Below are 12,236 nucleotides of genomic sequence, written 5' to 3'. Positions count from 1 at the left end.
CCAGCACGTTACGCAGGTGCACCTTCGGTCACTCCCAGGTCGGCCAGCACGCGCGTGCGCAGGCCGGCGTGGTCGGTCGGCGTCCGCGGCCGGGGGTGGCCGAGGACGTGTTCGGCGACGATCCGGCCCTCGTCGAGCACGAGGATCCGGCCGGCGAGCAGCAAGGCCTCGTCGACGTCGTGGGTCACCAGCAGCACGGCCGGGCCATGCTTGCGCCACAGGTCTTCGACGAGCCGGTGCATCGCGATCCGGGTGAGCGCGTCGAGGGCTCCGAACGGCTCGTCGAGCAGCAGCAGGTCCGGCTCGCGCACCAGCGCCCGGGCCAGCGAGAGGCGCTGGGCCTCGCCGCCGGACAGCGTCAGCGGCCAGTCGTCGGCGTGGGCGGTCAGGCGCACTTCGTCGAGCGCGCGTTCGACGATCGCGCGGTTACGTGCCTGGGACCGGCCCTCGCGGCGCAGCCCGAGCACGACGTTGCGCCAGACCTTGCGCCACGGCAGCAGCCGCGGCTGCTGGAAGGCGACGGACACCGTGCCGTCCACCTCCGCGGTGCCCTCGATCTCGCCGTCCAGCCCGGCGAGGACCCGCAGCAGCGTGGACTTGCCGGAGCCGCTGCGGCCCAGCAGCGCCACGAACTCGCCGCGGCCGATCTCCAGGTCCAGTCCACTCAGGACGGTCCGGTCGCCGAACCTCTTGGTGAGGCCGCGGACTTCGATCACCGGGCTCGCCATCGCAGGGCCCTCCGTTCCAGCAGGCGCACCAGCGCGTCGGTGACCAGGCCGAGCACCGCGTACACGATGAGGCCGACCACCACCACGTCCGTGCGCAGGAATTCGCGCGCGTTGTTGATCAGGTAGCCGATGCCGGCGTCCGCGTTCACCGTCTCGCCGACGATCAGCGCGAGCCACGCGAGGCCGAGCGATTGCCGCAGCCCCACCAAGGCCTGCGGCAACGCGCCCGGCAGGACCACGTGCCACAGCCGTTCGGCCCGGGTGAAGCCGAGCGCGCGCGAGGCCTCGACCAGCCGCTCGTCCGCGGTGCGGATTCCCGAGTGGACATTGAGGTACAGCGGGAAGGCGACGCCGAGCGCGACGAGCACGATCTTCGTCTCCTCGCCGATGCCGAACCACAGGATGAACAACGGGATCAGCCCGAGGAACGGCAGCGTGCGCAGCATCTGCACGGGCGGGTCGACCAGCGCCTCGCCCCAGCGCGACAGCCCGGCGACGATCCCGAGGACCACGCCGACCGCGGCGCCGAGCGCGAAACCCGCGCCGACCCGGGCCAGTGAAACGACGAACGCGTCGCCCAGCTCGCCCGTGCGCGCGACCTCGATGCCGCTCTGCAGGACTGTCCACGGTGAACTCAACTTGTCCGGCGACAGCGCGCCGGTGGCGCTGGCGACCTGCCACGCCACCAGCAGCGCAACCGGGCTGATCCAGCGGCGCAGCGACGGAAGCCGCCGCCGGGCCCGCCGCGGCGGTGCCCCGGACGCGGCCGGATCGGCGCGCGTCAGCACGCCCGTGGTGGAGACCGACACGGATTTCTCCCGGATTTCGGTGCGGGGAAGGGGAAGTCGCGCTCAGCGACGAGGAACATGGCCCCGAGCATCGAGTCGCCGGCCCGCGAAGTCAATCCGCGACGGCGTGCTCCCACGCAGTGAAACCGCGGACCCGGCGATGCGCCTTTGTTCTCCCCGCACCGCGGGAGGATCCGTGCTCAGCCGCCGAGCATGCCGAACATCCGGTGCCACTCGGCGAGCGAGCGCGGCCGGAAGACGAAGTTCGCCTGCTTCACCGAAGAAAGCGTGGCCGACGGTTCGGCCGAGTACTGGTGGCCCGGGTAGACCACCGGGTCGCCGGGCAGCGCGGCGAGTGACTGGAGGCTGCGGTAGATCGCGTCGGCGTCACCGCCCGGGAAGTCGGTGCGGCCGCAGCCTTCGAGGAACAGCGTGTCGCCCGAGACGAGGCGGTCGCCGACCAGGAAGCACTGGCTGCCGGGCGTGTGGCCCGGGGTGTGCAGCAGGCGGATGCCGATCGAGCCGACGGTCAGGACGTCGTCGTGGTCGTGGGCGGTCAGGTCGGTGGCCGAGACGCCGGTGGCGCGGCGGACCCACTCGGCCTCGTCGACGTTGACGTGGATCGGCACCGGGGCGAGGGCGAGCAGCTCGGTGATGCCGGCCACCGGCAGGCCGGCCATCTCACCGCCGACGTGGTCGGCGTGATGGTGCGTGGCGAGCGCGCCGGTGAGCCGCATGCCGTCGGCGGCCAGCACGTCCAGCAGGTCCCGCACCGCGTACGCGGGGTCGACGACCACCGCTTCCCCGCTCTCGCGGTCGCCGATCAGGTAGGCGAAGTTGACCATCTGCGTCGCGAGGGGGTCGCCCACCGCGAAGTCCCGGCCGGCGAGCAGTTGGCGGAAGTACAGCTGGTCTGCCATGCCGGGCAGCCTATCCGGCGGCGGTCACTCCCCCACTTCGCCGTCGGCCAGCTCGCGCAGCGTGTCGAGGTGGCCGACGTGCCGCGCGGTCTCCTGGACGACGTGGGCCAGCACCCAGCGCACGGTGAACTCCCCCGCGCGCCTGGTCCGGTCGCCGGCGGCGAGCCCGGCCAGCGAGGCCGCCGAGCGCGCCCATTCCACGCGGTAGGCGGCGGCCACCGAGGCCGGGTCGTCTTCCGGCGCGAGATCCCAGCTCGGGTCGGGCGAGCCGTCCCACAACGACGGCAGCTCCGCGCCGCCCGCCTCGATCGAGAGCCACCAGCGCTCGACCGCGGTGAGGTGCTTGACCACGCCCAGCGCGCTCGTCCGGGGCGAGGCCGGCAGCGGTGCCGCCACGGCCTGCTCGCGGGTCAGCCCGGCGAGCTTGTTGACCGCGGTGGCCCGCAGGAAGTCCAGGAACCGCGTCTGCACGGTGAGCTCGTCCCCGCTCAGCGGGTCGGGCCAGGCCCGTTCGACGCTCGAACTGCTGTTCGACATGGCGCGCAGCGTAGCGCAGGCCGCCCGGCATAGGGTGGGGATCATGGTGTGGGGACTGCTGTGCGCGTTGCTTTCCGCGGTGGCTTACGGCGTCGCGTCCGTGATGCAGGCCGTCGCGGCCAAGGCGGCGCCGGACGCCGGGGCGGGCGTGGACCCGAGGCTGCTGCTGCGCGTGCTGCGGCAGTGGAAGTTCGTGCTCGGGCTCGGCTTCGACGTGCTGGGCTTCGTCGCGCAGATCGCCGCGCTGCACGTGCTGCCGCTGTTCGTCGTGCAGGCGGCACAGGCGGCCAGCCTGGCCGTGACGGCGGTGGCCGCGCGGGTGTTCGGCGTGCGGCTCGGGGCCCGCGAGTGGACGGCCGTCGCCGTGGTGTGCGCGGGGCTCGCACTGCTCGGCGGCTCGGCCGAGAGCGAGGGCTCGACGCAGGTGGGGCTGGGCTTCCGGCTCGTGCTCGCGGGCGCCGTCGTGGTGCTCGGGCTCGCCGGGGTCGCCGCGGGCCGGGCGAGCCGCCGCGTGCGGACGCCGGCGCTGGGCCTCGTCGCCGGGCTCTGCTTCGGGGTCGTCGCGATCTCCGGCCGGGTCATGCCCAGCCTGGCGCCGCTCGACCTGCTCACCGACCCGGCGCTCTACATCGTCGCCGTCGCCGGCGGCCTGGCGATGTTGTTCTACGCCACGGCTTTGCAACGCGGCAGCGTCACCACCTCCACCGCGATGATGGTGCTCGGCGAAACCGTGCTGCCGTCGCTGATCGGCATCGTGCTGCTCGGCGACCGCACCCGGCCCGGGTTCGTGCTCGTCGCGGTCGCCGGGTTCGTCCTCGCCGTCACCGCGGCACTGGCCCTCGCCCGGTTCGGCGAGCCCGCCCCGATCGAACCGCAGCAGCAGGCCGCCGCCCGCTGAGCCCGGCCCTCAGCCCCGGTTGCGCCGCCACTGGCTCGAGAGCAGCCACATCAGGTACAGCCCGCCGATGGCGCCGGTCGCGATGCCGACCGGCAGGCCCTGCTCGCCGAACGCCAGCCTTGTCACCAGATCGCTCGCCACCAGCAGGAGTGCGCCCATCAGCGCCGCCGACACCAGCGTCGGGCGCGCCGAGCGGGCCAGCCGCTTCGCCAGCTGAGGGGCCGCGAGCGCGACGAACGCGATCGGCCCGGCCGCCGCGGTGGCGACCGCGCACAGCGTCACGCTCACCGCGATCATGATCATCCGGGTGCGCTCGACCGGCACGCCGAGGCCCTTCGCCGCGTCGTCGCCCATCTCCAGCAGCGAAAGCCGCCGCCCGTGGCCGAACGCGATCGGCAGCAGGATCACCACCGCGATCCCGACCGGCACGACCTCTTCCCAGCCGCGCCCGTTGAGCCCGCCGACGAGCCAGGCCTGCGCCGAGTAGGCGTCCTGCAAAGACGCGCGCGTGATCAGGTACGAGTTGAAGGCGGTGAGCATGGCGGCCACGCCGATGCCGACCAGGATCAGCCGGAACCCTTGCACGCCACGGCGGAACGCCAGCAGCCCGACCACCAGCGCGGTCAGCAGGCCACCGGCCAGCGCGCCGAGGGCCACCTCCGAGGACCCGCCGTGCGCGAGCACGATCACCAGCAGCGCCCCGGTCGCCGAGCCCTCGGTGAAGCCGATCACGTCCGGGCTGCCCAGCGGGTTTCCGGACAGGCTCTGCAAAACGCCGCCGCTGACCCCGAGCGCGCCGCCGACCAGCAGTGCCACCAGCTGCCGCGGCAGGCGCAGCGTCGTCACGATGAACTCGGTCCCGGCGTCGCCGAAGCCGAACAGCGTCTTCACCACGTCGCCGAACGAAATCGGGTAATCCCCGGTGGTCATGCTCACCGCGCTCAGCAGGAAGACCAGTACGAACAGCACGATCCCGACCACCAGCGCGCGCGGCGCCACCCGCACCGAAACGCGGCCGGTGCCCACCGGCTTCTCCTTGACCGCGTTCACAGGCGGGCCAGCTTCCGGCGGCGGCACAGCGCGATGAACACCGGGGCGCCGAGGAACGCCGTCACGATGCCCACTTGCAGTTCTTCCGGCGGGTTGAGGATGCGCCCGAGCACGTCGGCGCCGATCAGCAGCACCGGCGAAAGCACCATCGAATATGGCAGCACCCACCGCTGGTCCGGGCCGACCAGGATCCGCACCGCCTGCGGCACGGCCAGCCCGATGAACGCGATCGGCCCGATCGCCGCCGTCGACGCGCCGCACAGCAGCGTCACCGCGATCGCGCCGAGCACCCGGGTGCGGCCGATGTGCGCGCCGAGCGCCTTGCCGGTCTGCTCGCCGAGCGCCAGCACGTTCAACGGCCGCGCGAGCAGCAACGCCAGGACAATACCCACCGCGATGAACGGGGAGACCTGAAGCAGGACGTCGCCGCGACGGCCGCTGAGGGAGCCGACGTTCCAGAACCGGAACTGGTTGAAGGTGTCCGGGTCGATCAGCAGCACCGCGCCGATGTAGGCCTGGAGCACGGCGGTCAGCGCCGCGCCCGACATCACCAGCCGGTCCGGCGTCGCGCCCGCGCGCCCCGCGGTGCCCAGCAGGTAGACGACCACCGACGCGATGGCCGCGCCGAGGAACGCGAACCAGACGTAGCCCAGCACGCCGCTCACCCCGGCGAAGGCGATGGCCGAGACCACCGCCGCGGACGCGCCGTTGTTGACCCCCAGCAGGCCCGGGTCGGCGAGCGGATTGCGCGTGAGCGCCTGCATCACCGCACCGGCCAGGCCGAGCGCGGCGCCGACCAGCGCGCCCAGCAGGGTCCGCGGGATCCGCTGGTCGTGGATGATCACGGCGTCGGCCGAGCCGTCGTTGTGCCAGAGCACCGACCAGGTGGACGCGAACGGGATGCCCTTCGAGCCGACCCAGATGCTGAGCAGCATGACCAGCACGAGCACGCCGGCCGCGCACAGCAGGCCGGCCCCGCGCAGGGCCCGGGATCGCGCGCGCGGCGCGGGCGGCGGATCCGCCCGCGCCGCGGGCGGACTGGCGCTCACGACCACGAAACCTCCTCCGGGACCGGACCACATCGGGAGCCGTTCTTAGACTAGCCTTACCTATCAAGACAGAGCGCAGCCGGGACGGACAGGAGGGCGCCGGTGACGACGGCAGCAGCGATCACCGGGCGGGACGTGCTGCGGAGCGCGGTCGCCGGGCAGCGGAGGCCGGTGGTGCTCGCCTCCGTGCTGGCCGCCACCCACCAGGGCGGCGAGGCACTGGTGCCGGTCGTGATCGGCGTGGTGATCGACCGCGCCGTGGCGGACAGCTCGGTGCTCACATTGCTGCTGTGGCTGGGCGTGCTCGGGGTGGTGTTCCTCGTCCTGTCCTCCAGCTACCGCTTCGGCGCGCGGGCGGCCGAGCGGGCTTCGGAACTCGCCGCGCAGGACCTCCGGCTGCGGATCAGCCGCCGGGTGCTGCACCCGAGGGGCGGCACCGAGACCGGCGCGCTGGCCGGGGAGCTGGCGAGCATCGGCACCTCGGACGCCCGTCGCGTCGGCATGGTCGACGCCATGCTGCCGTTCGGGTTCGCCGCGCTCAGCGGGCTGGTGGTCAGCGCGATCGCATTGCTGCGCATGTCCGTGCCGCTCGGGTTGCTGGTCCTGCTCGGCACCCCGCCGCTGCTGTTCCTGGCGCACCTGATCGGCAAGCCGCTGGAGCGGCGCAGCGAGGTGGAGCAGGAGCGCGCGGCGCACGCTTCGGGGGTGGCGACCGACCTCGTCGCCGGGCTGCGGGTGCTCAAGGGCATCGGCGCGGAGCCCGCGGCGGTCGCGCGCTACCGCCGGACCAGCCAGGATTCCCTGCTGGCCACGGTGAAAGCGGCCCGCGCGCAGGCCTGGCACAACGGCGCGCTGCTCGCGCTCACCGGCATCTTCATCGCCCTGGTCGCCCTGGTCGGCGGGAACCTCGCGGCGGACGGCGAGATCACCGTCGGCGACCTGGTCGCGGCGGTCGGTCTCGCCCAGTTCCTGCAGGCGCCGTTCTCGATCTTCGCCATGGTCAACGGCCAGCTGGCACAGGGCCGCGCCTCGGCCGCGCGGGTCGCGGCGGTGCTGAACGCGCCGCTGGCCGTACCCGGCGGGGACGCGGCGCTGCCCTCGCCCGCCGGCGGCCGGGTCGAGCTTTCCGGCGTGACGCACGGGAAACTGCGCGGGCTGGACCTCGCCGTGCCGCCCGGCCAGCTGCTCGGTGTGGTCACCACCGACCCCGCCACGGCGACCGACCTGCTCGACTGCCTCGGCCGCTTCACCGACCCGGCGGCGGGCACCGTGCGGGTCGACGCCACCGACCTGTCCACTGTGGACCCGGACCGGGTCCGCGAGGTCGTGCTCGTCGCCGCGCACGACGCCGACCTGTTCGAAGGAACCCTGGAGGAGAACGTGCGAGCGGGAGCGACGGGCCGGTCCGAAGGCGTGCTGTCCGCCGCGGCCGCCGACGAGGTGGCGAGCACGCTGCCCGCGGGCACGGCGACGGCGGTCACCGAGCGCGGGCGTTCGCTCTCGGGCGGGCAGCGGCAACGGGTCGCGCTCGCCCGCGCGCTCGCCAAGGACGCCCCAGTGCTCGTGCTGCACGACCCGACCACAGCGGTGGACACGGTGACCGAGGCACGCATCGCCGACGGGGTCGCCCGCCTGCGCCGCGGCCGCACCACGATCGTCGTCACCACCAGCCCGGCGCTGCTCGCGGCCACCGACCGCGTGGTGCTGCTGGCCGACGGGCGCGTGGTCGCCGAGGGCGAGCACGCCGGGCTGGTCCGCGAGCGCGCCGACTACCGCGCGGCGGTGCTGTCATGACCAACGGTGCTGCCACGAGCGGCGGCGCTGTCACGGAAAACGGTGCTGCCGCGACCGGCCGGGAGCTGCTGCCGACGGCCGACGGGCCGCGGATCCGCGCCGTGCTGGGCGAACTGCTGCGCCGTTCGAAGGGCCGCGCGCTCGGTTCGTTCGCCTTCATCGTCGGCGCCACCGCGGTCGGCCTGCTCACCGCGCCGTTGCTGGGCCGGGTCGTCGACGTCGTCGCGCAGCACCGGCCGGCCACGGACCTGGTCACCCCCGTGGTGACCCTGGTGCTGGTCGCGGTGGTGTCGGCGATCGCGACGGCGCTGGGCGTGTCGATGCTCGCCCGGCTCGGCGAAACCATGCTGGCCGACCTGCGCGAGCGGTTCGTCGACCGCGCGCTGGGACTGCCGTTGGAGCAGGTCGAGAAGGCCGGTTCCGGCGACCTGACCACCCGCGTCACCAACGACGTCGCGGTGGTCGCCGAGGGGGTGCGCGAGGCGCTGCCGGAGCTGGGCCGCTCGGTGCTGACGATCGTGCTCACGCTGGGCGCCATGGCGGTGCTCGACTGGCGGTTCCTGCTCGCCGCGCTGCTGTCGGTGCCGATCCAGCTGCACACCGTCCGCTGGTACGTGCGGCAGGCGAAACCGCTCTACGCCGCGCAACGCGCCGCCGTCGGCTCACAGCAGCAGCAGTTGCTGGACACCATCGGCGGCGCCAAGACCGTGCGCGCGTTCCGGCTGGCCGACGAGCACGTGGAGCGGGTCCGGCAGCGGTCCGCGGGCGCGGTGGAGCTGGCGCTGCGCGGGATCCGGCTGGTGACCCGGTTCTTCGGGCGGCTGAACCTGGCCGAGTTCGTCGGCCTGTCCGCCGTGCTCGCCGCGGGTTACCTGCTGGTGGGCGCGAACCTGGCGACGGTCGGCGTCGCCACCGCGGCCGCCCTGTACTTCCACAGCCTGTTCGGGCCGATCAACACCGCGCTGGCGCTGGTCGACGACGCGCAGGCGGCCACCGCGAGCCTGGCCCGGCTGATCGGCGTCGCGGACCTGCCCGCGCCCGCCGAACCGCAGCGGCCCGGGCGGCCGGTGGACTCCTCGGTCAAGGCCACCGCGGTCGGTCACTCCTATGTGGACGGTCACCCGGTGCTGCGCGAGGTCGACCTCGACCTCTCCCCCGGCGAGCGCGTCGCGCTGGTCGGCGCGAGCGGTGCGGGCAAGACCACGCTGGCGAAGCTCATCGCCGGCATCCACCGCGCCGGCTCCGGCGAGGTCTCGCTCGGCGGCGTCCCGCTCGACGAACTGGGCCCGGACCGGACCCGGCGTACGGTCGCGCTGATCAGCCAGGAGGTGCACGTCTTCAGCGGCACCCTGGCCGACGACCTGCGCCTCGCCCGCCCCGAGGCGACCGACGAGGAGCTGCGGGCGGCGTTGACCGCTGTCGGCGCGCTCGGCTGGACCGAGGCCCTGCCGGACGGGCTCGCCACCGTCGTCGGCGACGGCGGGCACCAGCTCACCGTCACGCAGGCGCAGCAGCTCGCACTGGTCCGGCTGGTGCTGGCCGATCCGCCGGTCGCGATCCTGGACGAGGCCACCGCCGAGGCGGGCAGCGCCGGCGCGAAGACGCTCGAAGCGGCCGCGGCGGCGGCGCTGTCCGGGCGGACCGGGTTGGTCGTGGCCCACCGGCTCACCCAAGCGGCGGCGTCGGACCGGATCGTGGTCCTCGACGCGGGTGCGGTGGTGGAGACCGGAACCCACGAGGAGCTGGTCGCCGCGGGCGGTGCGTACGCGACGTTGTGGGCGGCCTGGTCAGGGCAGCGTCAAGGATCGACGTGAGCGGCGCCGCAGTCGCCGTCCTTGCGTCGATGACCGCCGACGTCTTAGGTTAGCCAAACCTGATTAACCGTGCGATGCAAAGGACCGATGATGGCCCGCTTCTCCCTCCTGTCCGCCGTGCGCGGGCGCGCCCGGGCCGCCGGGGCGCTGACCGCGGCGCTCCTGCTGGCCGGCGCGCTCACGGCCTGCGGCTCCGACACCGCCGCCACGCCGGGTGCCGCGGCCGGTGCCACGGACCCGGGCGCGTTCCCGGTCACCATCGACCACAAGTACGGCTCGACGAAGATCGAGAAGGCGCCGCAGCGCGTGGTCACGGTCGGCCTGACCGAGCAGGACGCGCTGCTGGCCCTCGGCGTCGTCCCGGTCGGCACCACGGAGTACCTGGGCAACTTCCCCGGCGCGATCGGCCCGTGGGCCAAGGACAAGCTCGGCAGCGCGCCGGTGCCGACCGTGCTGAAGGGCACCGACGGCCCGCAGTTCGAGAAGATCGCCGCGCTGAAGCCGGACCTGATCATCGGCCTGTACTCCGCGCTGACCCAGGAGCAGTACTCGACGCTGTCGAAGATCGCGCCGACGATCGCGCAGCCCAAGGGGTTCAACGACTACGGCATCCCGTGGCAGGACGAGACGAAGGCCGTCGGCAAGGCGGTCGGCAAGGCCAAGGAGGCCGACCAGCTGGTGCAGGGCGTCGAGGACCAGCTCGCCAAGGCGCGCGCGGCGCACCCGGAGTTCGCCGGCCAGACGGCCCTGATGGCCACGCAGTACGACGGCTACTTCGTCTACGGCAGCGAGGACCCGCGCTCCCGCATCCTCACCGACCTCGGCTTCAAGCTGCCCGCGAACCTCGACCAGGCCATCGGCGACAAGTTCGGCGCGAACATCAGCGCCGAGCGCACCGACCTGCTGAACGTCGACGCGCTCGTCTGGATCGTCGACACAGTCGCGAACGGCCAGGCCACCCTGGCGAAGGACAAGCTCTACTCGGGCCTGAACGTCGCGAAGCAGAAGCGCGAGGTCTTCATCGAAGACTCGAGCACCTACGGCAGCGCGACGTCGTTCGTCAGCGTCCTGAGCCTGCCCTACCAGCTGCAGCGGCTCGTCCCGCAACTGGCGGCCGCCGTGGACGGGAACCCGGCCACCGAGGTCAAGCCCGCCAGCTGATTCTCTTGCCGGACGGCACTCGTCAGCTTATGCTGACGCCATGACTACTCGGACCTGGTTGCCGGCGCTGGCCGCGGTGGCCTGGGCGGGCAGCTGGCGCGTGCTGTACCTGGAGGTGAACCGCTGGCACCACATGGATTCACGGCTTCGCTTCACCCCGCCGCCCTCCCCGCCCGGCGCCCCGGTGCCCCACGCGGGACTGCCCGTCCTCACGGCGCGCGCCGTGGCCGTCACGGCGCCGGTGCTGACCATCGCGCTCCTGCTCAGCGCAGCAGGCCGCTGCCGTACCAGTCCTGGTCGCCGCGGACGCCGGGCAGGGTGAAGAAATAGCCGCCGCCGAAGGGGCGTAAGTAGTCCGCCAGTGGCTCGCCGGCGAGGCGGGCCTGCACGGCTTCGAACTGTGCGGCCAAGTTTCTTTGGTAGCAACAGAAAATCAGCCCCGAGTCCAGTTCACCGGTCGGGGCGAAGCCGCGGTCGTAGTTGTACGGACGGCGCAGCATCGCGCTGCCCGCGGACGCGGCGGTGCGCGGGTTGGCGAGCCGGATGTGGGAATCGAGCGGGATGACGGTGCCGCCGGGGTCCCGGGCGTAGTCGGGCTTGTCGGTTTCGGCGGAGCCGTCCAGCGGCGCGCCGGTGTCGCGGCGGCGGCCGAACATGCGTTCCTGCTCGGTCAGCGAAACCCGGTCCCAGAACTCGATCAGCATCCGGATCAGCCGGACCACCTGGTACGAACCGCCGGTCGCCCACGCCGGCTCCTTCCCGTCCGCCGCGACCCAGACGACGTCCGTGGCGTCGGCGGGCGCCGGGTTGACGATGCCGTCCTTGAACCCCATCAGGTTGCGCGGCGCGCCGGACGGGCGAGGCGGTGGCACGAACCCGTCGATGCGGTACCGCGGCTGCATCCACGCCCGCGTGTGCTTCATCAGGTCACGCAGGGCGTGGTGCGCGGTGTCCGCGGTGGCGGCGCAGATCTGCAGCATCAGGTCGCCGTGGCACGAGGCCGGTTCCGGCGCGTCGTCGGGGAACACGGGCATCGTGGTGAGGTGCAACGGTTTGCGGCCGGCGAGGCCGTACCGCTGATCGAACAGCGAGTTCCCCACGGACACCGTGATGGTGAGGCTGCCGGCCGGCGCGTCGGGCCCGAGCACCGCGCTGTCGGCCGGGGGCGCGCCGACGCCGAGGTCCGGCTGAGGCCCGCCGGCCGTGAGCACGCGGGCGCGAGTGGTCAGGGTTTTCAGCAGCGTCACCAGTCCCGCGCGGTCCGGGCTGGTGACGTCGAACGCGGCGAACGTGCCGGCGGCCGGCGCCGGGGTGAGGACGCCCGCTTGGTGCTCACCGTGGAAGACAACCGGTTCCGCGCTCGGGGCGGACGGCGGGGTGTCGGCGCGGGCGCCGGCGGCGAAGAGTCCTCCGGCGAGCGCGCTGCCGGTGACCCCGGCACCCGCGCCCTGCAGGAAACGTCGGCGGTTCAAGGACATGGGGATTCTCCGGGTTCGG

General features: G+C 73.4%; 12 protein-coding genes. 5 read left to right on the top strand and 7 right to left on the bottom strand.

The genetic code is table 11. The annotated features are described in order from the left end of the window. Positions 1-8 precede the first annotated feature (8 nt). The 4 genes from BMY97_RS04760 to BMY97_RS04745 form a co-directional block, all read right to left on the bottom strand. Entirely contained in the window at positions 9-728 is a 720-nt protein-coding gene (locus BMY97_RS04760; RefSeq protein WP_091613111.1) for an ABC transporter ATP-binding protein, read from the bottom strand. Continuing rightward, positions 713-1,537 (bottom strand): ABC transporter permease, encoded by an 825-nt coding sequence (locus tag BMY97_RS04755; RefSeq protein ID WP_091613108.1) that lies wholly within the window; start codon positions 1,535-1,537, stop codon positions 713-715. The genes BMY97_RS04760 and BMY97_RS04755 overlap by 16 nt, the downstream gene beginning before the upstream one ends. A gap of 179 nt (positions 1,538-1,716) precedes the next feature. After that, positions 1,717-2,436 carry an MBL fold metallo-hydrolase gene (locus BMY97_RS04750; RefSeq protein ID WP_091613105.1) on the bottom strand — a complete coding sequence of 240 codons (720 nt, stop codon included), beginning with the start codon at positions 2,434-2,436 and terminating at the stop codon, positions 1,717-1,719. 24 nt (positions 2,437-2,460) lie between these two features. Further along, positions 2,461-2,973, bottom strand: a complete 513-nt coding sequence (locus tag BMY97_RS04745) for a mycothiol transferase (RefSeq protein ID WP_177231187.1) — start codon at positions 2,971-2,973, stop codon at positions 2,461-2,463. Between the two features lie 43 nt (positions 2,974-3,016). On the opposite strand from BMY97_RS04745, the gene BMY97_RS04740 reads away from it, so the two are divergent. Further along, positions 3,017-3,871 (top strand): DMT family transporter, encoded by an 855-nt coding sequence (locus tag BMY97_RS04740; RefSeq protein ID WP_177231186.1) that lies wholly within the window; start codon positions 3,017-3,019, stop codon positions 3,869-3,871. A 9-nt stretch (positions 3,872-3,880) separates the two neighbouring features. Here the strand turns inward: BMY97_RS04740 and BMY97_RS04735 are convergent, their stop codons facing one another. Beyond that, the gene (locus BMY97_RS04735; protein WP_091613100.1) at positions 3,881-4,921 is read right to left on the bottom strand and encodes a FecCD family ABC transporter permease; all 1,041 of its coding nucleotides are present in this window, start codon (positions 4,919-4,921) and stop codon (positions 3,881-3,883) included. After that, positions 4,918-5,976: a FecCD family ABC transporter permease gene (locus BMY97_RS04730; protein ID WP_425425228.1), complete on the bottom strand. Its 1,059-nt coding sequence runs from the start codon at positions 5,974-5,976 to the stop codon at positions 4,918-4,920. Before BMY97_RS04730 ends, BMY97_RS04735 begins: the two co-directional genes overlap by 4 nt. 96 nt (positions 5,977-6,072) lie before the next feature. On the opposite strand from BMY97_RS04730, the gene BMY97_RS04725 reads away from it, so the two are divergent. From BMY97_RS04725 to BMY97_RS45795, 4 genes are all read left to right on the top strand, one after another. Beyond that, positions 6,073-7,764: an ABC transporter ATP-binding protein gene (locus BMY97_RS04725; protein ID WP_245787159.1), complete on the top strand. Its 1,692-nt coding sequence runs from the start codon at positions 6,073-6,075 to the stop codon at positions 7,762-7,764. Continuing rightward, positions 7,761-9,578, top strand: coding sequence for an ABC transporter ATP-binding protein (locus tag BMY97_RS04720; RefSeq protein ID WP_091613094.1), 1,818 nt, complete (start codon positions 7,761-7,763; stop codon positions 9,576-9,578). The genes BMY97_RS04725 and BMY97_RS04720 overlap by 4 nt, the downstream gene beginning before the upstream one ends. Positions 9,579-9,668: 90 nt before the next feature. After that, positions 9,669-10,739: an iron-siderophore ABC transporter substrate-binding protein gene (locus BMY97_RS04715; protein ID WP_091613091.1), complete on the top strand. Its 1,071-nt coding sequence runs from the start codon at positions 9,669-9,671 to the stop codon at positions 10,737-10,739. Positions 10,740-10,779: 40 nt separating this feature from the next. Next, entirely contained in the window at positions 10,780-11,061 is a 282-nt protein-coding gene (locus tag BMY97_RS45795) for a hypothetical protein (protein WP_143086124.1), read from the top strand. Here BMY97_RS45795 and efeB read toward each other — a convergent pair. Continuing rightward, positions 11,003-12,217, bottom strand: coding sequence for an iron uptake transporter deferrochelatase/peroxidase subunit (gene efeB, locus BMY97_RS04705; protein ID WP_091613086.1), 1,215 nt, complete (start codon positions 12,215-12,217; stop codon positions 11,003-11,005). The genes BMY97_RS45795 and efeB overlap by 59 nt on opposite strands. Positions 12,218-12,236: the final 19 nt, after the last annotated feature.

Origin of the sequence: Amycolatopsis saalfeldensis (assembly GCF_900110575.1) — a bacterium.
GTDB classification, from domain to species: domain Bacteria; phylum Actinomycetota; class Actinomycetes; order Mycobacteriales; family Pseudonocardiaceae; genus Amycolatopsis; species Amycolatopsis saalfeldensis.
This window is presented reverse-complemented; position numbering and strand designations above follow the sequence as displayed.

Excerpts from the sequence above, each read along its gene's own strand:
- BMY97_RS04720 (WP_091613094.1), top strand. The coding sequence starts at position 7,761 with ATGACCAACGGTGCTGCCACGAGCGGCGGCGCTGTCACGGAAAACGGT.
- BMY97_RS04715 (WP_091613091.1), top strand. The coding sequence starts at position 9,669 with ATGGCCCGCTTCTCCCTCCTGTCCGCCGTGCGCGGGCGCGCCCGGGCC.
- BMY97_RS04760 (WP_091613111.1), bottom strand. The coding sequence starts at position 728 with ATGGCGAGCCCGGTGATCGAAGTCCGCGGCCTCACCAAGAGGTTCGGC.
- BMY97_RS04745 (WP_177231187.1), bottom strand. The coding sequence starts at position 2,973 with ATGTCGAACAGCAGTTCGAGCGTCGAACGGGCCTGGCCCGACCCGCTG.
- BMY97_RS04750 (WP_091613105.1), bottom strand. The coding sequence starts at position 2,436 with ATGGCAGACCAGCTGTACTTCCGCCAACTGCTCGCCGGCCGGGACTTC.
- efeB (WP_091613086.1), bottom strand. The coding sequence starts at position 12,217 with ATGTCCTTGAACCGCCGACGTTTCCTGCAGGGCGCGGGTGCCGGGGTC.
- BMY97_RS45795 (WP_143086124.1), top strand. The coding sequence starts at position 10,780 with ATGACTACTCGGACCTGGTTGCCGGCGCTGGCCGCGGTGGCCTGGGCG.
- BMY97_RS04740 (WP_177231186.1), top strand. The coding sequence starts at position 3,017 with ATGGTGTGGGGACTGCTGTGCGCGTTGCTTTCCGCGGTGGCTTACGGC.